The sequence below is a fragment of the Pontibacter coccineus genome (assembly GCF_030546575.1).
Lineage (GTDB): Bacteria > Bacteroidota > Bacteroidia > Cytophagales > Hymenobacteraceae > Pontibacter > Pontibacter coccineus.
In genome coordinates, this window is the sequence record NZ_JAUOTN010000005.1 from 160,142 (window position 1) to 180,312 (window position 20,171).

Consider the following 20,171-nt stretch of genomic DNA (forward strand, 5'->3'; position numbering starts at 1 on the left):
CACTAACTCAAACATCAAAATTCGGGTCCACATGCTGGCGGATCTGGTCGCGGAGCTGCTCGACACTAAGCCACTCCGAGTTGGTTCCGGAGTTATATTTAAAACCTATCTCTACCATCTTACCGTTATGCGCTTTGATGAAATCCTCGACTGTCCAGAGCGGAGTAGAAGGCACGATCACATAGTACTTATCCAGCTCCACCGTACTTAGAGAGTCGGTTTCGGTGATCATCTCTTCGTGCAGTTTCTCGCCCGGACGTATACCTACGATTTCCTGCTTGCAGTTCGGGCCAATGGCCTCCGCCAGGTCGGTGATCACGTAAGACGGAATCTTCGGTACGAAAATTTCACCGCCCCAATGGTGCTCCAGCGCATGGAAAACCAGTTCGACACCTTCTTCCAACGAAATATTGAAGCGGGTCATCTCCGGGTGGGTAATCGGTAGCACGCCTTCTTCGCGCTTTTTCATAAAGAAAGGAACAACTGAGCCACGGGAACCAATCACGTTGCCGTAGCGCACCACCGAGAACTTGATGTCGCGCTTGCCTTTCATGTTGTTGGCGGCCACAAAGAGCTTGTCAGAACATAGCTTAGTAGCGCCATACAGATTGATCGGAGCTGCGGCTTTGTCAGTAGAAAGCGCCACCACATGCTTCACGCCGGTATCGAGGGCAGCGTTGATGATGTTCTCGGCGCCCAGCACGTTCGTCTTGATGCACTCCATCGGGTTGTACTCAGCGGCAGGGACCTGTTTCATGGCAGCGGCGTGCACGATGATGTCGATGCCCTCGCAGGCACGTTTGAAACGATCGCCGTCGCGCACGTCGCCGATAAAATAACGTACGGAGTTGTATTTACTGTGTGGAAAAACCTGCGACATTTCGAACTGCTTGAGCTCATCGCGGGAGTAGATCACCACACGTTTCACGTCCGGAAAACGGGCATATATCATCTCCACAAACTTCTTCCCAAACGAGCCAGTGCCGCCTGTGATCAAAATAGACTTATTGTTAAGGTCTAATGCCATGCTTCTCTTTATGCTTTATAGACGGTTTATAGTTGCCTAACCCACGCCAAGGTGCAAGTTAAATATTTAATTGCTCAATGTTAATTGATGAATGGTTAAAATGTTGGTGGCTTATATTGGGATGAAGTTCTTAATTTGCATGACTGAGAGGTAAGCAAGGTATAGGCCGTATGGTACAAGGCTTTGTTTCCCGAATTCAATTTCCAAACCTTCTCCATGTTAAAAAAGGCTTTTTTTGGCGTGCTCCATGCCTTAGGTTACTACTCCCGCTATACCTCGGTGCTGCATCATCCGGGCAAACGAGTGCTCAGTCCCAGCTATGTGCTGGATTTCAATGATGCAGAAAAGACTTTTCTGGAGGATTCGGCCCGAAGCTTTAATTACGCCATAGACTACAGCATGGGCTATCGACAAAAGGAGCAATCCCTGGTTCGGCTACAGCAGGTGGAGGTCCTGGGCAACTCCGGCGCTTTGGTGCTGGACGGTAAAATAGTGGTGGAGTCGGTGGGGGAGGTGAGTCGGCTGGCCAAGTCCGATGCTTTTAAGGAGGTGTCTCTGCTGCTACCGAAGCGGAAAGCCGGCCGCTATACCTCGGTGCTATACCTGCCATGGGCTGACCACAACAACTTCCACTGGTTTTTTGACTGTCTGCCGCGGCTTTACCTTGTGCTCGAGCATACGCAGGAGCCAATCAAGGTGATCATGCGCCGCGATATGGCTCCCTACCAACTGCAGACACTAGCCTTTGTGCTGAAAGACTACCCCCACGCCGAAGTGGTTTTTATTGATAAACGTGAAAAATGGCAGGTGGGGAAGTTTGTTCTACCTTCCTTCATTGCCAATGCGCAGAGCGGTTATCTGCCCCGGGACGTGGCCGACTGGCTGCGTCACAAGGTATGGCAAGGCTACGGCGTGCAGCAAGGCAGTCGCAGAAGGCGCCTCTACATCAGTCGCGCCAATGCCAAAACCCGCCGTGTGCTGAATGAGCAGGACCTGCTACCATTGATTACTAGGTATGGATTTGAGGTGGTACGGGCCGAGGAATTGACATACCAGCAGCAGGTTCAGCTCTTTTTTGAAGCCGAGACCGTAATCGCCCCTCACGGCGCCGGCCTCACCAATCTTCTTTTCTCGGAGCATTGCCAGGTACTAGAGTTTCATCCCGCCAACCTGATCAAGACTCACTACTTTTTACTCTGCAAAGCACTCGACTTCAGGTATAGCGCCATGGTCGGTACAGCTGGGGATAAACTGGAGAACTATACTATACCGGTGCAGGAAGTAGATCTGTGGTTGAACGGTATAGGAGTTTAGGGATATTTAGTTAACTTAATGCTGAATGATGGATATTGTGATATAAGCTACATCCACCTATAGTGCCAAGCGTTGGTAAAAATTATAAGCAATGAAAGAAAAAGCGTTCCCATTCGTCCTATTCTTTTTTCTATCGATTAGCAGTAGTGCCTTTGGTCAGCGCGCAGAAGAAAAAATACGCTTTCATATTGCTCCCTTAAATTTTTTTGACCCAGTGACAGGCGTTCTGCAAATTGGTGTCCAGAAGAACTTACATCAGCGATTCGCTTTGTCGATAGACCATGGGTTTAAAATGCAGACCTTTCGAAATCTCGTAATGGACGGTGAAAGTGAAAGGAAGAATTACAGGTATTCTAAAACGAAAGCAGAGCTAAAATACTTCGTCGGACAACCTAGATCGGTTGCTTCATCATACTTGTCCGTAGAGGGCATGTATTTCCCGCAGCAATATGTAAAAGAGAAGGATCAATTAGTGAGAAATAATATTTCTTACAGGTATGAGTATTCAGATATAACCCGGACAGTCTGGGTGACAAGTTTAAAGTATGGGGTAGAGCTTAAAACCAACAATTTTGTATTCGACCCTTTCTTTGGTTTAGGAGTGCGACGGCTTTCTATAGCGCACCAACCTGTTGGTTTAGTAGAGTATGAATACTTTGAAGAATCAGATGTTTGGTTTCCGCCTATTGACCGAAAAGAAGGGATCTTCTACCGGCCGCATGTATCAATGGGAGTAAAGGTCGGGTATATCATAAGGTAATAACTTTCCCGATCACACCTATAAACCATGTATGCTACCTTATCCAAATCAGTTGGGAGGCATGTCTTTCTTTGCCGGATCAGGATGTGGTAAATTGTATTCCGATTTAATTCTAAATCATATGGTTGAGTGGTAAGGCACTACAAATCTAGAATCGTTAAAGCGTGAGGATTTTAATTTACTAAATATAGTTTAGCACTTAAATAGTGGAATAGTTATTGTTGGTATAGAATATTAACAATACCTTGTATTTAACGTCCCACCTTTAACAAAACTTAAATCATGAAGAAACTTTACAGATCCTCATTGATCCTGGCTGGCTTAACATGCATGTTCTATAGCTGTGATTCCAACAAAGACGATACAGCTATACCCACTGACGAAGAGGTAGAATATATCGTAATAGATGCCAACACCACTGATGTACCTGTCAAACCTAGTAAATATGATGAAGTTGATGGGATTTTCAGATACACGGAAAATTATTTCCTTACATCTGGCCCACCTTCTCAATTTACGATTGATAAAGGGTACTTCATGTCCTCGTATATCGGGAAGGATACAAATGGGCCCCATTTCCTGCTTCAAAGCAGCAAAATAAACGGGCAGCCCATGTGCACCGAGACCTATATTAATAATATCTGTGACTCTTCGAGACCCTCTACATCGTGGAACTTATACGGGAACCAGCATGAGGTGAGAAATTTGAAATGGGAGTACTTAAATAGTGATAAGAGTAAGGGGTACAGGGTGGTGATGACTGATGTTCCGGAAGCTGCTAAATGGCATGCAGTACCTACGCGTATTTCATTTGATGACGAAATTAAATTTCAATTCGAAAGAAATTCTGTAAAAGACAGTATTATAGTCGGTCTGTTAATTGTCCCTAAAGAAGGCATTAGTAAAGTCCATCCATCACCCATTATTAATGGAACTCGACAAATCGGCTATTTAGTAAAACCAGGCGAAACATCTTTCACTTTAACGAAAGCAAACTTCTCACAATCGGCTTTTGGCCCTCCCACAGCTGCTGATTCCGTTTTCCTGAACCTCAGAACAACCCGCCATGTCATCAAGGTTATTGATAACAGAGAAATATTAATTTCCTATGTAGTGAATGAAATCAGACCCGTTACGGTAGACTGGTAAGTTGTCTATACCTTAGCTCTCACCACCAACCGCTTCACCACCTTGGCCAGCTTCTCCGTCAGTTCACGCCTCGAAAACTGGGCGTGGTTGATGTAGGGCAGGTCAAGGTTGGGGTTGATGGTCCAGGCTTTGCTCATCAGCATCATGTGGTCGAGCATGAGCTCGTGGGCAGTGTAGTGGAACAAGCGGCCGGCGCCGCACTCGTCAATGATCCGGTCGGTGTCGGAGTGCACAGGGCCGAGGCAGATGATCGGCTTGTTCGAAGCCAAGTACTCAAACAGCTTGCCCGGCACGTTCGAGTACACGGCAGGCACATCGGCGATGGCCATCAGCAGCATGGTGCTTTCCATCAGGTACTTGATGGCCTCGGTGTGCGGCACATGCGGCACAAACTCCGTTATACCTTCCAGGCCTGCCTTGCTGATGCGCTCCTTCACCCCTGCAGACACCTTGCCTACAAAACGCAGTTTATAGCGGATGTCGCTATTCACGGAACGCAGTTGCACGATCACTTTCAGGAAGACATCGATGTTGTAGTTTTCGGTAATGGTGCCGGTATAGGTGATCAGAAACTCGTCCTGTGGCGGTGTGGAAGGGAATATGAAATCATCCTCGTCATACCCGTTCGGAATCACATGGATCTTATCCGGATTGACACGCACGGGCTTGTTCATGAACAAGCGTTTGGTGTCCTCGCTTGTCACGATCACGGCATCGGCGCGTTCCAACACCTGCAGTTCGTACTTTTTGTCAATGCGTTTGGCAATAGGGGTATGGTACAGCTGGTCGTAGTAGTGAATGTTCGTCCAGGGGTCGCGGAGGTCTGCAATCCAGGGCAGTCCGTACTTTTCTTTCAGCTTCAGACCGATCAACTGGGTGGAGTGGGGCGGACTGGTGGTCAGGATCGCCTGAAAATGACTATCCTTTAGCAACTCATCTGCCTTTTTGAGGGCATGCTTGTTCCAGCCTACGCGGGCATCGGGTATAAACAGGTTGCCCCGCACGAACTTGAACACTTTGTCCAGAAAGCCGGTCTTTGCATCTTCGTTGGCAAAGCCACTGTAAGGGATTTCTTTCTTACCGGAGAGCTTCTTGTAATACTCAAAGGGCTCAGAGGTAGCGGTGCGGTATACGGCTGTACCTTCGGTCACTTCGCTCGCAAAGGTATGGTCGAGCACCGGGTAAGAAGCCTGTTTCTCGTCAACGGTCAGCACACTTGGCCGCACTCCCGACTGCGGCAGGTATTTGCAAAACTTCAGCCCACGCTGCACGCCCGGCCCGCCGGAGGGAGGCCAGTAATAAGAGATGTATAGTAAATTGATCTGGTCTGTTTTTTCCAAAGCGATCAGCAAAATAACTTCTTCCCCAAAGATAGCAAAAGCGTAATTACGAATGAATAAGGATTAATGATTAATGACGAATGAATAAAGAGCCATGATTATTGATTAATCATGGCTGTGTTAGAGAAAATTTCGGAAGATAGATCCTATTGTAAATTATTAGTCGTTGCGGAAACCAGTAGTACGCAGCCGCTCAGCTATACCTGTCTATCCATTTATCATTCATTTCACTCTATACCTACTCATGCTTCATTCTTTATTACTCATTACTCATTATTCATTACCCTTTCCTCATTCCTATAGCAACTATTCCTGATATTCCTTAGTTTTGTAGGTAAATCCAGAATTAGAGAGATGTTTGATAATTTAAGTAACAAACTAGACCGCGCCTTTAAAACCCTCAAAGGCCAGGGAAGCATCACCGAGATCAACGTAGCCGCCACTATCAAAGAGGTACGCCGTGCCTTGGTGGACGCCGACGTAAACTATAAAGTAGCCAAAACGGTAACCGATAAGATCAAGGACGAGGCCATGGGCCGCGACGTGCTGATCTCTGTTTCGCCGGGCCAGCTGATGGTGAAGATTGTGTACGAGGAGCTGACGGAGTTGATGGGTGGCCAGAAGCAGGACATCAACCTGAAAGGCGAGCCGGCCATCATCCTGATCGCGGGTCTGCAGGGTTCTGGTAAAACCACCTTCACCGGCAAGCTGGCCAACCACATCAAGAAGCAGGGCCGTAGCGTGCTGGTGGCTGCCTGCGACGTGTACCGTCCGGCTGCGATCAATCAGCTGCAGGTGCTGGCCGAGCAGGTTGGCGTAGAGGCCTATACCGAACTGGAAAACAAAAATCCGGTTCAGATCGCCCTCAACGCCGTTGCCCACGCTAAAAAGACCAACAAGAAAGTAGTCATCATTGACACCGCCGGTCGTTTGGCCGTGGACGAGGCGATGATGAAAGAAATAGCCGAGATCAAGGCAGCTGTGAAGCCAACCGAAACCCTGTTTGTGGTGGATTCCATGACGGGGCAGGATGCAGTGAACACAGCCAAAACCTTCAACGAGCGCATCAACTTCGATGGCGTGGTGCTGACCAAGCTCGACGGTGACTCACGTGGTGGTGCGGCCCTTTCTATCCGTGCGGTGGTGGAGAAGCCGATCAAGTTTATCTCTACCGGTGAGAAAATGGAAGCGCTCGATCTGTTCTACCCGGATCGTATGGCCCAGCGTATCCTCGGCATGGGTGACGTGATCTCCCTCGTAGAGCGTGCGCAGCAAGCTTTCGACGAGGACGAGGCGAAGCGCATCAACAAGAAGATCCGCAAGAACCAGTTCAACTTCGACGACTTCCTCACGCAGCTTGAGCAGATCAAGAAGATGGGTGACATCAAGGACCTGGTAGGTATGATCCCGGGTGTTGGCAAAGCATTGAAAGATGTGGAGATTGATGAAGGCGCTTTCAAGCCAATCGAAGCGATCATTAAATCGATGACACCGCAGGAGCGTGAGAACCCGGATATGATCAGCGGCAGCCGCCGTGCCCGTATTGCCAAGGGCTCCGGCACAGACATCACGCAGGTGAACAACCTGATGAAGCAGTTCAACGACATGCGCAAGATGATGCGCTCCATGAACAAGATGGCCGGTACCAAAGGCGGTATGGCCAACCTGGCTAAGATGATGGGCGGACGTCGCTAAGCGATTTCTAAGTATATGCAAAAAGGCTGAGCAGGTATAAGCTCAGCCTTTTTTCGTTTTTGGCAGGATGTGCTTTCAGCTATACCTGTACAGGATCGTCATCTTAGCTGAATCCAGCGCACTTCTATACCTGCATGATCTCCAGGCTATACCTGAAACAGACTTAGTATACCTGCTTGTCTTCTTTTTTTGCCCACATTTTAAAAGCTTCCTGTGCTTCGTCCCGCAGCAGCTGCTCCATCGGGATGGAGCGGTCGGGAGCGGCTTTGTCCATCTCGTCGTATATGAACTGGTCGTCGAAGCCAGCCTCGGCAGCATCGTCTTTGGAGTTGGCATAGTATACCTTACGGGGACGGGCCCAGTAAATGGCACCCAGGCACATGGGGCAGGGTTCGCAACTGGTATAGAGCTCGCAGTCCGCCAGCTGGAAAGTGCCAAGCGCTTGGCAGGCTTTGCGAATAACGTCAACCTCGGCATGGGCGGTGGGGTCGTTGGTGGCCAGCACGTTGTTATACCCACGGGCAATAATCTCGCCATTGCGCACCACTACGGCACCGAACGGGCCGCCGAAGCCCGCCTCCATTTTCTCAACGGATAGCTTGATGGCCTCCCGCATAAAGTGTTTTTGTTCTTCTGTCATAAGATACGCTTCCCCTTGCACCATACGTTATACCGGAACTAAACGGTTAAGGATGCGGCTGATGGTGAGTGGGAAAAGACAGGAAATTTTGGCCGGAAGCTTATCCAAAACCTGATCAGGTAAGTATATATAACAGCAATAGCTTACACTACACTTGTGCCTTTTAACGCATACTCGTAGTGCAAGCTATTCTAGCTGATGCTGCATCTTAAGTAAGAAAGCAGCCGATAATTTACTTTTGTGAAGTATCTGGTTTTAGAGGTATAGATTTTATAATTTGGATTCTAGCAACCTTTCAGCATTAATTACGAACCAATTATAGGTTTAGTTTTGAATACAGTAAATACGTAGGTATATTTTCTTGTTGAAACGTTGAAAAACGGAACTACTTGATAACAAATGGCTAACGGTTGTATGATTTCAGATTTTCGATTGCGCTTGTCACGTTTTCATCAAGCGGCAATACCGCCCCTGAGATGGGGTGCTTTTGTACTTTTTACTTCCCTGCTTTTGAGTGCCTGCACCGCCACCCGCGAGCAGGAGATTGAAGGGGATGTGAACGAGTTCCGCTCCTGGGTGAATGCCCAGACCAACAAACTGGAAGAGCGAACGGAAGAGGACTGGAAAAAAACGAAGGAAGACTTTAAGCAGCGCACTGCGGAGCTGGATCGGAAGCAGGAGGGCTTTTCAGAAAAGCTGCGGGCTGACTATCAGCAGATCAAAGCAGATTTCAAGGCTCGTGAAGTGGAGCGGGACAGTCTGGCAAACAATGAAGCCCAGTTAACGAAATGGGAGCGGGATCTGCTAGGCCAGTACGCCAATGGCACTGCCTTGACTGAAGCTAACATTGAGCAGGCGTATCAGAACTTTATGAGCAATGTGCGGGCTAGAAACAAAAACTGGCAGCAGCGGGACTGGGAAATGGCAGCTGCCGTGCTTGAAGAGCTGAACCAGCGCAAAGAGGCTTTCGAGGAACTGCCTGACGAGACCGAAGTCCGCATAAAAGCCCTACAGATGGAGTTTGCCGCGCTAAAAGAAAGTGAAACGACTAAGTAGTAAAATACTTTTTTAACAGCACACACCCTATGACTGACACCCAAACCTTAACACCCGAGCTATACCTTGTCAAAGCTTTCACAGAACAACCAAACGGAGGCAACACGGCCGGCGTGGTGCTTTTTGCGGACAGGCTCTCACGCGAAAGGCGCCAGAAAATAGCTGCCATGCTGGGGCTTTCCGAAACGGCTTTTGTATCTGCCTCAGAAGTGGGGGATGTGAAAGTCGAGTTTTACACGCCCCTGAAACAGATTCCACACTGCGGGCACGCGACGGTCGCGGCCTTTAGCCTGCTGTGGCAAAAGGGGCTGTTGCTAAACGGAAGCGCCGTGAAGGAATCCATAGAAGGTCCCCGGCAGATCAGCTTCGAGTCGGGCAAGGTATACCAGGCGCAACTGCCACCGCAGTATACGCCAATAGAGGTGGCGGGCATTGATCCGAACATGATCATCGCAGCGCTTGGGCTCCCGGAGGGGTTCATCTTTCCATCAGCCCCTGTCATTGCCAGCACCGGGGTTCCTTTCCTGCTGGTGCCTGTGCCTGACGAGCGCACCCTGCACCATCTGCAACCTGACCAGGAACTGGTGCGCTCCATTTCAGACAAAGTGGGTTTAGTGGGCTTCTACGCCTTTACCACAACTACAGAACTGGCCGATGCAAGCGCCCGTATGTTCGCCCCGAGCTATGGTATACCTGAAGAGTCAGCCACCGGTATGGCGGCGGGGCCGCTCGCCTGCTACCTGCACGACCATCTGCAGCAAAGCAAAGCCAATTTTCTGATACACCAGGGCTACCTCATGCGCCATCCGTCCCCAAGCCAGATCGAAGTGATGCTGCAGTTGGACGGAGAGGGCCACATCATGGGCTTGCGTGCCGGAGGGCATGGACTGGTGATCAGGAAGATGGAGTTAGGAGACTTTTAGGGTCGGCTACTGGAGCCATTGCCGGCGCAGGCGGGTGATCTGCCGGGCATGGTGGGTAAAGTGATCCTGAAGAAAATCAAGCGTTTGGTAGATGTTGAGCATACCGGCATAGGGGTGCCGGAAAACACATTTGTCTATTTGTTGTCGGGGTAGCTCGGTCAGTGTGTCTTCCAGTTGGTAGCGAGCTGCGTCCCACTGTATGCGCAGCGAGTTTAGCGTAGCATAAGCAGGTACCTTCGCCACCGCGGCAGGTGCCTTAAACTTCATGCCCGAATGCAGCGCAACGCGAAGCAGCAACGACCTGAGGCTATGCGCCAGCGAGGCAGACTCCAGTTCTTCCTCCTGCAATTTGCGCTGTATGTAACTGTTTGTCAGCTGCTCCACCTGGATCAGATGCGCCACCGTTTGGTTGATTGACCACTTGCCAGTGGCAGCAGGCCGGTTGAGAAGTTCTTCCTCCAGCCCCTCCAACTCTCCGATCAGTCGGTTACGCGACTCTTCCAGTTTCAGGTATCGGCTTTCAAGCAAAGGATTCATCAATTGAATGTGGCTAAATACGGTTGTGCTCATAGGTAAACGTAGGTTTAGGTCGATTATTGATTGCCAATCTACATAAATTTCTGATTAGTGCAACGGGTGTAAGTAATTTTTTATACCTAAATACCTGATAATAAGGCGGGTGATTTAATATGGAGTAAAATATATAATTGGATAAGTTCAACTTTAGTGCAACAAAGGAGGATAATTCTTTTCTTTGCAGAAAATATACAGACAGCATGGAGATAACCAATGACCCGGTAGGGGCTGCTATTCAGGACTTTGTGGCCGGCAACAGCGGGGCCAAGATTGTGGTGGAGAGCAACCTGACAGAAGACGATGAAATCGCGGTAGCATACCTGTTCCGGTCACCTGAAGAAATGCCAGAACTGGAACTGCTGGCGCTGGAACAGTGCCGGGGACGTGTGCTGGACGTAGGGGCCGGTGCCGGCTGTCATAGCCTTGCCCTGCAGGGGCGCGGGGTGGATGTAACGGCCCTCGATCTTTCGGCAGGGGCGGCGCAGGCCATGCGCGGGCGAGGTATAAAGCAGGTGCTGCAGCAGGATATCCTTAAACTGAGTGGGCAGCGCTTCGATACCCTCTTGCTGCTCATGAACGGGATAGGTATAGCAGGCGATCTGGAAGGGCTGGAGCGCTTTCTGGAGCATGCCAAAACCTTGCTTAACCCCGGAGGGCAGATACTGCTCGAGTCCTCGGATATTCTGTACATGTTCGAGGAAGAAGACGGTTCGGTTTTGCTTGATCTGAGTGCAGGCTACTATGGAGAGGTTATCTATAACATGCGCTACAAGACCCACCAGACCGGCGAGTTCAAATGGCTCTTCATCGACCCAGCCATACTGGAAGACTATGCCACCACGCAGGGCTATACCTTCGAGCAGCTGTATGAGGGAGAATACGGCAACTTCCTGGCCCGACTTTCATTGCCGATGGCCTAAGCTCATTTTGTGCATGAGGCTATACCTTTAGCGGCCACTTTGCCGTATGCCTGTAGGGTATAGCAAAAAGGCAAACCTCATGCGAAAAAAGCTTACGACAACCTGGCAACTCACCAAGCAGACCTTTAAGAAGTTTATCGATGACAACCCGCTCGATTATGCGGCCATCATCGGGTTCTACACCATTTTCTCGCTTCCCGCCGTGCTCATCATTACCATTCGCATTGCGGGCGCGGCTTTCGGGCAGGAGGCCGTTCGGGGCGAGGTAGTGAAGCAGGTGGGCGGTGTCGTGGGGCAGAACAGTGCCACGCAAGTGCAAAGCATCATCGAGAATGCGAGTCAGTCGGAGGCCAGCACCATCGGTACCGTGGTGGGGGTGCTCGTGATGGCCTTTAGCGCGACAACGGTGTTTGTGGCACTGCAGGATTCGCTCAACGCCATCTGGAAGGTGAAGGCCAAAGCAGAAAAAGGCTTCATGAAACTCGTGATCGGGCGCCTGCTATCGCTTGCCCTGGTGGTGAGTTTTGGCTTTCTGCTGCTGGTTTCGCTGTCCATAGACGTGGTGCTCGGGCTTTTTTACGATTACCTGCGGCAAGAGCTCTCGGGTATTGCCGTATACCTGGTGACCATCGGCAACATGCTGGTGTCTATCGCCATCGCCACAGTTATTTTCGCCGCTATCTTCAAGGTGCTACCCGATGCCCGCATCCGGTGGGCCAATGTTTGGGTAGGAGCCGTTGTCACGGCCATTCTGTTCACACTGGGTAAATTTATACTCAACATCTATTTCCAGCACGACCCGCTGGCCGATACCTACGGTGCCGCCGGCTCGCTGGTGTTGATTCTGGTATGGGTGTACTATACCTCTATCATCTTTTTGCTGGGAGCCGAGTTCACACAGGTGTACTCCGAGGCGCACGACCAGGGTGTCAGGGCCACCGACACAGCCGTAAAGGTTGAGAAGCAGGAAATTGAGCAGGACCAGGATACCGGCACAGTGGAGGTGAAGCGCCAATCGGGTCTGAACTGAGTTGCTATACCTGCCTCTCATGCTTTGAATTGGCGCTGATATCTTTACCAATCTCTTGCCTCCAATGCCTTCAGATTAAGCTAGGACGCATTGGGATTGATAAATCCTAAAGCTGATTGTTGGGTATTGCTATATCCCCTTGTGGAGGTTTGGCTCTGCAGGTATACGGGGACAAGGATGTCTCCGGCAGGGAAGCTTCCGGACTTAATAGACCGAAAAGGTGTTCATTGGACAAGTTGGGGCAACCGCAGATCTGGTGACCGTTTATATACCAGGCTCGTCTTCTGCTGTTACTCAGGTATAGCAAGTTTGCATAAATCAAAACGGTCCCTGGTTTCAAGAACCAGGGACCGTTTTTTTATAGAAATTCAGTTTAGCTTACGCTTTCTGATAGGTCACTTCCTTTACAGCGGCAATGGTGCGCTCTACGTTCGGCAACGATGCCTCGATCAGGGTCGGGGCATACGGAAGCGGCACGTCGCGGCAGGTTACACGCTTCACTGGAGCGTCCATGTAGTCGAAAGCGTTGCTCTGGATATGGTAGGCCAGTTCAGCGGAGATAGAGGCAAGTGGCCACGCTTCTTCCACCACCACCATGCGGTTGGTTTTCTTCACTGACTCGATCAGCGTTTTGTAGTCGATCGGACGAACAGTGCGCAGGTCGATCACCTCGGCACTGATCCCGTCTTTGGCCAGTTCCTCGGCAGCCGCCAGGGCCACTTTCATCATCTTGCCAAATGACACGATGGTCACATCAGTACCTTCGCGCTTGATGTCAGCCACACCGATCGGAATCAGGTATTCTTCTTCCGGCACCTCGCCTTTGTCGCCGTACATCTGCTCCGACTCCATGAAAATAACCGGGTCGTTGTCGCGGATAGCGGACTTCATTAGACCCTTGGCATCGTATGGGTTTGACGGAACTACTACTTTCAGACCTGGCGTGTTGGCATACCAGTTCTCGAAGTTCTGAGAGTGCTGCGAAGAGAGCATACCGGCGCTGCCAGTTGGTCCGCGGAACACGATCGGGCAGGAGTACTGACCACCTGACATGGACATCATTTTGGCGGCAGAGTTGATCACCTGGTCAATGGCCACCAACGAGAAGTTGAAGGTCATGAACTCAATGATCGGACGCAGGCCGTTCATCGAGGCACCCACACCAATACCGGCAAAGCCAAGTTCGGCAATAGGAGTATCAATTACACGTTCCGGACCAAATTCGTCCAGCATGCCCTGGCTCACTTTGTAGGCGCCATTGTATTCGGCTACTTCTTCACCCATCAGGAAAACGCTCTTGTCGCGGCGCATCTCCTCAGACATGGCTTCACGAAGGGCTTCTCTAAACTGTATACTTCGCATAGTAATGTTAAAATCTCTGTTCAGCTGGTAAAATTAAGATAAGTCTTTCAATTTGCAATGTATAAGCGGTAACTTATCGTATCATCGCCTCCCGGAAGGCCTGTTTCCCGTGGTAAGCGGCAAACTCCGGGTCGTCGAAGGCACGCTCCATGTAGCTGCGGTCGCGCTGAATAGCCCTGCGCAGGTGAATGCGCACCATGCCCTCGTTCTGCATACGCGCACCCAGCACGGCCAGCGAGTAGTGTGCCAGCGGATCTTCCTGCTTCAGTTCCAGCGCTTTTTCATAGTACTGCCGGGCACCTTCGTAGTTCTCCTTCAGCAGGTAGCTCAGGCCCAGGTTCATGTTGGTCTGGTAGTCGTCGCCGGAGTAGGTCAGGCTGCGGATGGCCTCGTCATACAGGCCCATTTCCATTTCCAGGGCGGCTTTGTCAGTAAAGATACGGTGCAGGAGTTCCTGCTCTCCACCCAGTTTGATGGCGTAGTCGTAGATCTGCAGGGCTTTTTCGCGTTCACCCCGCAAGTGGTAGGCACTGGCCAGGGCGTAGTTTACTTCTGCGGTCGGGTTGCGGAAACCGGCAAAGTTGAGGTTGTGAATGGCTTTGTCGAGCAGCGCCTCTTTTGCCTTCGGTCGGTATTCCTTTCGGGCCATTTCGGTATACACCACGCCCAGGTTATAGTAGGCAGGCCATTTGTCGGTGGTCTTCACGGCCGCTTCGTACAGCTTGCGGCGCTCGGCCAGCAGGGGAGTGAGGGTAGCGGCATACTGCAATTCGTCGGCAGTGAGCACATCGGCGCTGGCGGAATCGTCGGCGATGCGGCGGGCCAGCAGGTATAGCTCGTAGTCCGGTTTGCGGGCACGGTTGTAATCCACCTCCACGCGCGCAAAACGCATGGTCGGGTACACGTAACGACGGATGTAGTCAAAGGCCGCACTCTGCTGAAGGGCGTCCGCTTTCTGCTTATCAGTGCCTGTGCCTTGCAGGATCTTAGCGACCTCCTGCTTCTGCGCTTTCGGCAGGGCCGATTTGTTCACCCGCTCCAATAGTGTTTCCCAGTTGGTGGGCTCTGTTTCTGTGCTGATCTCTACTTTTTTTCTGGAATAGTCAAGCAGACTTGCCTTACTGCGGTAGTAGTCAGCCAGGGCTTTGGCGCGTTTCCGGGCCAGGTCAGTGCCCTTTTCGTTGGGTGCCTGACTGCCAATGATTTTGATGGTCTGCCGTTTCACGGTATCCATGGCGTACTGGTCCAGCACGGGCAGGTTCTCACCTAAGTAGCTCTTGGTGGTAAACTGGTTCTCGTCGAAGTAAAATTGGATGCTGGCCGGGCCCTCGGCGATGGTCTTGTAATTATCGGGCATGTAGGTGTATTCGTTGCTGCGCACCATCAGCAGGGCGGTGGTATTCAGTCCCGTGGCCACCTGCTCTTCCGGGGTATAGACGACCCGGTCACGCTTGCGTTTATCGATGGCGGTGCCTTGCACGAGCAATCGGCCTTTGTTTTTTTGCGGTGTGTAGGGGAACCGGAACTCCTGGGTAATGGTCGGGCGACTATTTTCGTAAAGGTAGTTGCCTACGTCGAAGTTAAGGGCGCCCAGGTGTTCGCGCTGCTGACCGGCGGCTTCGTATACCACATCGATCTTGTAGCGGTAGTCCTCGTTCTTCTTGAGCATTTTCTCGGGCAGGGTGGCTTTTAGCTCAAATACCACCTCTTCACCGTTGGCTACCAAGGGGTTAGGCGTCACTTTAATTTCCTGTTTTTCGGCCTGCTTCACCATGCGTTGCAGGGTGCAGCCTGTGTTGGCCGAGAGCATCACCACGGCAAGTGGCAGAAACAAAGCGGCGTTTTTTTTGTTGTGTTTCATATCAGATTTGGGTAACCAACGTAAGATATAGCTGGATGCATGCGTTATTTAGCTGCTGTACCATGATTTTCGTCGATATTTTTTGACGAAATTCTATAAATTTCCTACTTTTAAATTTAAATCAAACGAAAGTGAAAAGGCTACAATACTTTATCGAATCTCAGGCTTTTGGTGTCTGCGCCATGTTGGGAGAGAAGCTTGGAATAGCCTCTAGCAGCATTCGCCTGTCATTCATCTACATTTCGTTTTTCACACTGGGCTCGCCTGTCATCCTGTATTTCATAATGGCCTTTTGGATGAACGTTAGCAAACACCTGCGCCGCGAACGCAGCACCGTCTGGGACCTATAGCTCCCGCACTGTGCGTCGCTGGCGCACAAAGTACTGCCACACAATACTTCCTCTGTAAACGCCTGACATAGCCGGAAAAGTACCTTTCAGTTGCTGTTCTTTTCTGCGCTTGCGCCAATATTTGCTGTTGCGCAGCAGATCGGTGTGCGCGTTAAGCACTGCTTTGGCGTCGGCCCCCTGGCCCGCAACCAGCATGCGCAGAGCCGCAAGCCAGTCCAGCAGAATGCGTATAACAACGGTTGAAAAAAGCTCGCCGGCCGGCAGGTTCTTGTACAGCAGTGCCATGCCGTTTCGGAAGTTCAGATAGGTTTTGCGCGGGTTTGACTTGTGCAGCGTACCGCCTCCTACATGGTATACCTGGCTGTGGCCGTCGTACATCACCTTGTAGCCCACGTTCTTAGCGCGCCAGCAGAAGTCGATCTCCTCCATGTGCGCAAAAAAGGCAGGCTCGAGCCCGCCCAGTCCGTGAAACACATTGGCCCGCACGAACATGCAGGCGCCCGTTGCCCAGAACACTTCAGCTACATCATTGTACTGCCCGCCGTCTTCTTCCAGCGTCTCAAACATACGACCACGGCAATAAGGGTAGCCGAGTGCATCCAGCATGCCGCCTCCCGCACCTGCGTACTCAAAAAAGTCAGGATGCTGCTGCGAAACGATCTTGGGCTGGCAAACGGCAATGTTCTCGTCGGATTCCATCAACTGGATGATCGGCTCCGTCCAGCCCGGGGGTACGCCCACATCGGAGTTAAGCAGCACATAGTATTTGGCATCTACCTGGCGCAGGGCGATGTTATACCCTTCGCAGAAACCGTAGTTGTCGTCGTTTTGGATGATGCGCACCTGCGGAAAGTGCTCCTGTAAGAAAGGAAGGGAGCCATCGGTAGAGGCATTGTCGGCCACGATGACTTCGCAGCCCGAGCTGTTGGCCACGACCGATGGCAGGAACTCCTGCAGAAAGCGGAGCCCGTTCCAGTTAAGTATAACAATAGCCGTTAGGCTGGGATTAGAGACCAAAGTTTCCTAAATCTAAACCGGGGATGTTAGGAATAAGGCCTTCGGTGCTCTTCTTCATTTCTTCAGCTGCGCGCTCGGCGGCAGTCAGCATGGCATTGTTCACGGCGGCTACCACCAGGTCGTTGACCATGTCGCGGTCATTGGTGTTCAGAATGGAGTCGTCAATCTCAATCTTGAGGAGTTTGCGCTGCCCGTTCACAGTGGCTTTCACCAGGCCGGCGCCCGACTCAGCGGTTACGGTAATGTGCTGCAGGTTATCCTGCGCTTCTTTCATTTTGGCCTGGACTTCTTTCATCTTGCCCATCATGCCCATCATATCAAACATAGTCTATCTTCTTTTTGGTGTACTGTTCAGGTATAAACGTCCCCCGGCCGCTGGGGGTATACAAATATACAAGCATATCTTTTAATCGGGAAATAAAGGGAAGAGAAGGTCTTGCCGATAGTCTTGTACCTGAGGAGAATCAGGCTGAAGCTATACCTTCCAGGTATGGCAAATATTCAACTCAAAGCTGAGCGATTACCTGAGGCAGGAGTAGTGTTCAAGGTATAGCGGCTCAGGTAGAAGAAGGACAAACTGCTATTGGTAAGAAGGTAATTGGAAGCACACTGCCAGCATGTTTGATGAACGCAGCATCGCAATATGCCAGTTGCCCTTTTTATGCGCTATCAGCTGTGGTCTTCAATGGAAATGATCTTGTCCTGCTGAAAGCCGAAGATCGTCTTCCCCTTGAGCGTGAGAGTATCGCCTGCTTTCAATTCTTTCGAAAAGTCCGTTGCCAGTATCGCCCTGTAAGCAATCGTGACTGCTGCCGCATTCTCCTGCTCCTGATACTGGAGCACCACTTGCTCACGCTCACTGAACAGTTTTGCAGCTTGCTCGGCCTGTTTCTGAAAGGCCTCTATACCTTGCAGCAATAGGTTGACTTCGCCATTGGAAATGTTTCTAAACTCTACCTCCTCATGTAGGTAAAGCAGCATACCCTGCACATCGAAGCTGTTATAAGCCCTGATGTAGTTTTCGATGATTTCTTTCCTGGTCATATGCTGATTACAGATTAGCGCAGTAATGTAACAATGCCGATGCGTTGCTTTGGCTCCCCTGAGTTACTCACAATATTCACTTCGTAAGCATACGCCCCGGCTGGCATTGGCTTGCCTTGGTAGGTTCCGTCCCAATTGGTGTTGCGATCGTCAGAGGCGAAAACGACCTGCCCCATGTTGCTGTATACCTTGATGCTAAAGGATTTAATGAAGCGGCCTTTCACTTCCAGCACATCATTCAGCCCATCGCCGTTAGGCGTAAAAGCGTTTGGGATGTGCACCTGCACAGGCTGCCGGATGGTTACTGTATTGGAAAAAGAGGTAGCACTGCCATTTCCGGAAGTTACCCGAATACGGTAGCGCAACTCCTGCAGCTCGTCGCTCGGGCTTCGCTCCAGGTAAGTGTTGCCAGTAACAGGTATACTACTGACAACGCGGTTCCCGGCGTCCAGCAGCTCCAGGGTATAGCTGCCCACCCCATCCGGAAAACCCACATAGCCCGTCCAGCCCAATGAGATGGTCGGGGAGTTTTCCTGCGGCAATGCGATCAGGTATACCGGGCACGTGGTGTTGCTGAGAGTCGAGCTGCGCTCGCAGGGATTGGTATAGCTGGCACGGTAGCATACCGGACTCAGAGGCTGCAAAGGATCTGTATAGGCTGCCTGCCCGGTGGTGGCCAGGTCAGCAAACGGCACCCCGTCAATGCTGCGAAGGTAGCGAACCTGTTGTGCTACTTGACCTTGCGGTACGGTTAGGTTGAGCTGTACCTGGTTGTTCTCGTCGTAGGTGCTGTACAAGTAGCCAGCAGGCGGCGTAGCAGTGGAAGTAGCCTGTATACAGCGGGAAGCGGAAATAGAGCGGCTCTGTCCATTATTGAGGATGCTGTTCACCTGATAGCAGTAGCTTTGTCCGCAAGTCAGGTTGGGGTCGGTGTACGTGGTCGTGCTGCTGTTATGCTCCGCGATCTGGCTGCCGTCGCGGTAAACGAGGTAACGCTGTATACCACCTGCTATACCTGACCAGCTGAGGTTGGCCAGTTCATTGCCCGCCTGCACACCCAATACCAGGGTGCTGACAGGTGCTGAATAAATAGGCAGCTGATTGCCGCAGTTATCGGCGGGGCGTATCCGGAACTGGATGGGCTGGCTGGTATCCACATTGCCTACTCTGAAGTCCGCCCACCTGGTTTGCGTGAGCGGCGCGCTTGTATAGATGGCTTCAAAATTGCCGCTTGCTGTGGTGCGTCGCTCCAGCACGTAGCGGTATCCCGGCTGTAAATTCTCGAGTGTGAACAGGATCTCCCCGTCAGCCGCTTCCCGCAGTACCTCTAGCTGTGCAATAAGTGGTGTGGGAGGAGTTGGCAGAAGTGTCACCGTGTTCGAACTACTTGTCTGGCAGGAGCTGCCCGTATACTTCCCACGCACGCTGATGGTATAGGAAGAAGCGGTACCCTGGTAGGCATAGCGTGGCTGTTCCCCGGCTTTCACATCTCGTACCTGTGTGTTGTCACCGTAATCAATGTCGTACAGGTCGTACCCGATGTCGGCAATGGTCACCTGAACCGAACGGCTGGCGCAGGGCTTCACCGTGAAACTAGGAACAGGTGTGGCCACCACTTTAAATGTGCGCGGAAAAGGCAGACTTGTGCCTCCGCCACCCTCCCGGTTAATTATCTGGGTGATGATGTATTCACCAGGCTGAGTATAAGTATGTTGGTAACGTCCGTCATTGCCACGGCGGACTAATTTGCTTTCATCATAGTTGGTTTTGTCGAAAGCTTTAGGACCGGGATCATAAAAGATGATATCCCGCTCATCAGGATCGGGGGTACAGTCTACAAAATAAACCGGCGTACCCACACAGATAACAGAAACCTCTACATCATTCTGTATAGCCCGGAAACAGCCATTTTGTCCCAGGACAGGTATAGCAGCCAAAAGAAGCAATATGAACAGCAGCAGTCTCAAACGATAGGTATAGGGTGAGCTACGAATATAGTTAAGCAAGGGCTAGGAGAAAAGCTTCTACCTAAATTTCAGGTAGAGAAGAGGGGGACAACTCGAGGAGATTGAGAGAAGGCAGAATCACTTGGCCTAATCTGTGGCGG

Annotated in this window: 19 protein-coding genes; 9 read left to right on the forward strand and 10 right to left on the reverse strand. The window is 51.0% G+C overall.

Annotation, left to right across the window (positions count from 1 at the left end; genetic code table 11):
• Window positions 1–7: 7 nt before the first annotated feature.
• Window positions 8–1,027: a UDP-N-acetylglucosamine 4,6-dehydratase (inverting) gene (pseB, locus tag Q4E40_RS13385; protein ID WP_303412833.1), complete on the reverse strand. Its 1,020-nt coding sequence runs from the start codon at window positions 1,025–1,027 to the stop codon at window positions 8–10.
• Window positions 1,028–1,243: 216 nt separating this feature from the next.
• Here pseB and Q4E40_RS13390 point away from each other — a divergent pair, with 216 nt between their 5' ends.
• From Q4E40_RS13390 to Q4E40_RS13400, 3 genes are all read left to right on the forward strand, one after another.
• A complete protein-coding gene (locus Q4E40_RS13390; RefSeq protein ID WP_303412835.1) occupies window positions 1,244–2,341 on the forward strand; it encodes a glycosyltransferase family 61 protein in 1,098 nt (365 codons plus the stop codon).
• 91 nt (window positions 2,342–2,432) lie between these two features.
• Entirely contained in the window at window positions 2,433–3,101 is a 669-nt protein-coding gene (locus Q4E40_RS13395; RefSeq protein ID WP_303412837.1) for a hypothetical protein, read from the forward strand.
• Between the two features lie 282 nt (window positions 3,102–3,383).
• Complete coding sequence (locus tag Q4E40_RS13400; RefSeq protein WP_303412839.1) at window positions 3,384–4,250, forward strand: hypothetical protein; 867 nt, start codon at window positions 3,384–3,386, stop codon at window positions 4,248–4,250.
• A 5-nt stretch (window positions 4,251–4,255) separates the two neighbouring features.
• Here the strand turns inward: Q4E40_RS13400 and Q4E40_RS13405 are convergent, their stop codons facing one another.
• Window positions 4,256–5,590 carry a glycosyltransferase family 4 protein gene (locus tag Q4E40_RS13405; RefSeq protein ID WP_303412840.1) on the reverse strand — a complete coding sequence of 445 codons (1,335 nt, stop codon included), beginning with the start codon at window positions 5,588–5,590 and terminating at the stop codon, window positions 4,256–4,258.
• Between the two features lie 354 nt (window positions 5,591–5,944).
• On the opposite strand from Q4E40_RS13405, the gene ffh reads away from it, so the two are divergent.
• A complete protein-coding gene (ffh, locus tag Q4E40_RS13410) occupies window positions 5,945–7,285 on the forward strand; it encodes a signal recognition particle protein (protein WP_303412842.1) in 1,341 nt (446 codons plus the stop codon).
• Between the two features lie 163 nt (window positions 7,286–7,448).
• On the opposite strand, the gene Q4E40_RS13415 is transcribed toward ffh, so the two are convergent.
• On the reverse strand, window positions 7,449–7,925 hold the full coding sequence (locus Q4E40_RS13415; protein WP_303412843.1) for a nucleoside deaminase: 477 nt from the start codon (window positions 7,923–7,925) through the stop codon (window positions 7,449–7,451).
• A gap of 510 nt (window positions 7,926–8,435) precedes the next feature.
• Here Q4E40_RS13415 and Q4E40_RS13420 point away from each other — a divergent pair.
• The gene (locus Q4E40_RS13420) at window positions 8,436–8,981 is read left to right on the forward strand and encodes a hypothetical protein (RefSeq protein WP_303412844.1); all 546 of its coding nucleotides are present in this window, start codon (window positions 8,436–8,438) and stop codon (window positions 8,979–8,981) included.
• A 29-nt stretch (window positions 8,982–9,010) separates the two neighbouring features.
• Window positions 9,011–9,904, forward strand: a complete 894-nt coding sequence (locus tag Q4E40_RS13425; RefSeq protein WP_303412846.1) for a PhzF family phenazine biosynthesis protein — start codon at window positions 9,011–9,013, stop codon at window positions 9,902–9,904.
• A 6-nt stretch (window positions 9,905–9,910) separates the two neighbouring features.
• Here the strand turns inward: Q4E40_RS13425 and Q4E40_RS13430 are convergent, their stop codons facing one another.
• On the reverse strand, window positions 9,911–10,474 hold the full coding sequence (locus Q4E40_RS13430) for a DinB family protein (protein ID WP_303412848.1): 564 nt from the start codon (window positions 10,472–10,474) through the stop codon (window positions 9,911–9,913).
• 206 nt (window positions 10,475–10,680) lie between these two features.
• Here Q4E40_RS13430 and Q4E40_RS13435 point away from each other — a divergent pair, with 206 nt between their 5' ends.
• Both Q4E40_RS13435 and Q4E40_RS13440 read left to right on the forward strand, forming a co-directional pair.
• Window positions 10,681–11,400, forward strand: a complete 720-nt coding sequence (locus tag Q4E40_RS13435) for a class I SAM-dependent methyltransferase (protein ID WP_303412849.1) — start codon at window positions 10,681–10,683, stop codon at window positions 11,398–11,400.
• 79 nt (window positions 11,401–11,479) lie between these two features.
• Window positions 11,480–12,430 (forward strand): YihY/virulence factor BrkB family protein, encoded by a 951-nt coding sequence (locus tag Q4E40_RS13440; protein ID WP_303412851.1) that lies wholly within the window; start codon window positions 11,480–11,482, stop codon window positions 12,428–12,430.
• A gap of 378 nt (window positions 12,431–12,808) precedes the next feature.
• Here the strand turns inward: Q4E40_RS13440 and Q4E40_RS13445 are convergent, their stop codons facing one another.
• The gene (locus tag Q4E40_RS13445) at window positions 12,809–13,792 is read right to left on the reverse strand and encodes a pyruvate dehydrogenase complex E1 component subunit beta (protein ID WP_303412852.1); all 984 of its coding nucleotides are present in this window, start codon (window positions 13,790–13,792) and stop codon (window positions 12,809–12,811) included.
• Window positions 13,793–13,865: 73 nt separating this feature from the next.
• Window positions 13,866–15,653, reverse strand: coding sequence for a tetratricopeptide repeat protein (locus Q4E40_RS13450; protein ID WP_303412853.1), 1,788 nt, complete (start codon window positions 15,651–15,653; stop codon window positions 13,866–13,868).
• A 131-nt stretch (window positions 15,654–15,784) separates the two neighbouring features.
• On the opposite strand from Q4E40_RS13450, the gene Q4E40_RS13455 reads away from it, so the two are divergent.
• Complete coding sequence (locus Q4E40_RS13455; protein WP_303412854.1) at window positions 15,785–16,003, forward strand: PspC domain-containing protein; 219 nt, start codon at window positions 15,785–15,787, stop codon at window positions 16,001–16,003.
• On the opposite strand, the gene Q4E40_RS13460 is transcribed toward Q4E40_RS13455, so the two are convergent.
• The 4 genes from Q4E40_RS13460 to Q4E40_RS13475 all read right to left on the reverse strand — a co-directional run bounded on the left by Q4E40_RS13460 (window position 15,998) and on the right by Q4E40_RS13475 (window position 20,070).
• Entirely contained in the window at window positions 15,998–17,020 is a 1,023-nt protein-coding gene (locus tag Q4E40_RS13460) for a glycosyltransferase family 2 protein (RefSeq protein ID WP_303412856.1), read from the reverse strand. The genes Q4E40_RS13455 and Q4E40_RS13460 overlap by 6 nt on opposite strands.
• On the reverse strand, window positions 17,010–17,345 hold the full coding sequence (locus tag Q4E40_RS13465) for a YbaB/EbfC family nucleoid-associated protein (protein WP_303412857.1): 336 nt from the start codon (window positions 17,343–17,345) through the stop codon (window positions 17,010–17,012). Before Q4E40_RS13465 ends, Q4E40_RS13460 begins: the two co-directional genes overlap by 11 nt.
• 344 nt (window positions 17,346–17,689) lie before the next feature.
• The gene (locus tag Q4E40_RS13470) at window positions 17,690–18,064 is read right to left on the reverse strand and encodes a nuclear transport factor 2 family protein (RefSeq protein ID WP_303412858.1); all 375 of its coding nucleotides are present in this window, start codon (window positions 18,062–18,064) and stop codon (window positions 17,690–17,692) included.
• A 14-nt stretch (window positions 18,065–18,078) separates the two neighbouring features.
• The gene (locus tag Q4E40_RS13475; protein ID WP_303412859.1) at window positions 18,079–20,070 is read right to left on the reverse strand and encodes a T9SS type B sorting domain-containing protein; all 1,992 of its coding nucleotides are present in this window, start codon (window positions 20,068–20,070) and stop codon (window positions 18,079–18,081) included.
• Between the last annotated feature and the right edge of the window lie 101 nt (window positions 20,071–20,171).

Coding starts and splice junctions, on each gene's coding strand:
- pseB (WP_303412833.1), bottom strand. CDS start 1,027: ATGGCATTAGACCTTAACAATAAGTCTATTTTGATCACAGGCGGCACT.
- Q4E40_RS13390 (WP_303412835.1), top strand. CDS start 1,244: ATGTTAAAAAAGGCTTTTTTTGGCGTGCTCCATGCCTTAGGTTACTAC.
- Q4E40_RS13395 (WP_303412837.1), top strand. CDS start 2,433: ATGAAAGAAAAAGCGTTCCCATTCGTCCTATTCTTTTTTCTATCGATT.
- Q4E40_RS13400 (WP_303412839.1), top strand. CDS start 3,384: ATGAAGAAACTTTACAGATCCTCATTGATCCTGGCTGGCTTAACATGC.
- ffh (WP_303412842.1), top strand. CDS start 5,945: ATGTTTGATAATTTAAGTAACAAACTAGACCGCGCCTTTAAAACCCTC.
- Q4E40_RS13415 (WP_303412843.1), bottom strand. CDS start 7,925: ATGACAGAAGAACAAAAACACTTTATGCGGGAGGCCATCAAGCTATCC.
- Q4E40_RS13425 (WP_303412846.1), top strand. CDS start 9,011: ATGACTGACACCCAAACCTTAACACCCGAGCTATACCTTGTCAAAGCT.
- Q4E40_RS13430 (WP_303412848.1), bottom strand. CDS start 10,474: ATGAGCACAACCGTATTTAGCCACATTCAATTGATGAATCCTTTGCTT.
- Q4E40_RS13435 (WP_303412849.1), top strand. CDS start 10,681: ATGGAGATAACCAATGACCCGGTAGGGGCTGCTATTCAGGACTTTGTG.
- Q4E40_RS13440 (WP_303412851.1), top strand. CDS start 11,480: ATGCGAAAAAAGCTTACGACAACCTGGCAACTCACCAAGCAGACCTTT.
- Q4E40_RS13445 (WP_303412852.1), bottom strand. CDS start 13,792: ATGCGAAGTATACAGTTTAGAGAAGCCCTTCGTGAAGCCATGTCTGAG.
- Q4E40_RS13450 (WP_303412853.1), bottom strand. CDS start 15,653: ATGAAACACAACAAAAAAAACGCCGCTTTGTTTCTGCCACTTGCCGTG.
- Q4E40_RS13465 (WP_303412857.1), bottom strand. CDS start 17,345: ATGTTTGATATGATGGGCATGATGGGCAAGATGAAAGAAGTCCAGGCC.
- Q4E40_RS13470 (WP_303412858.1), bottom strand. CDS start 18,064: ATGACCAGGAAAGAAATCATCGAAAACTACATCAGGGCTTATAACAGC.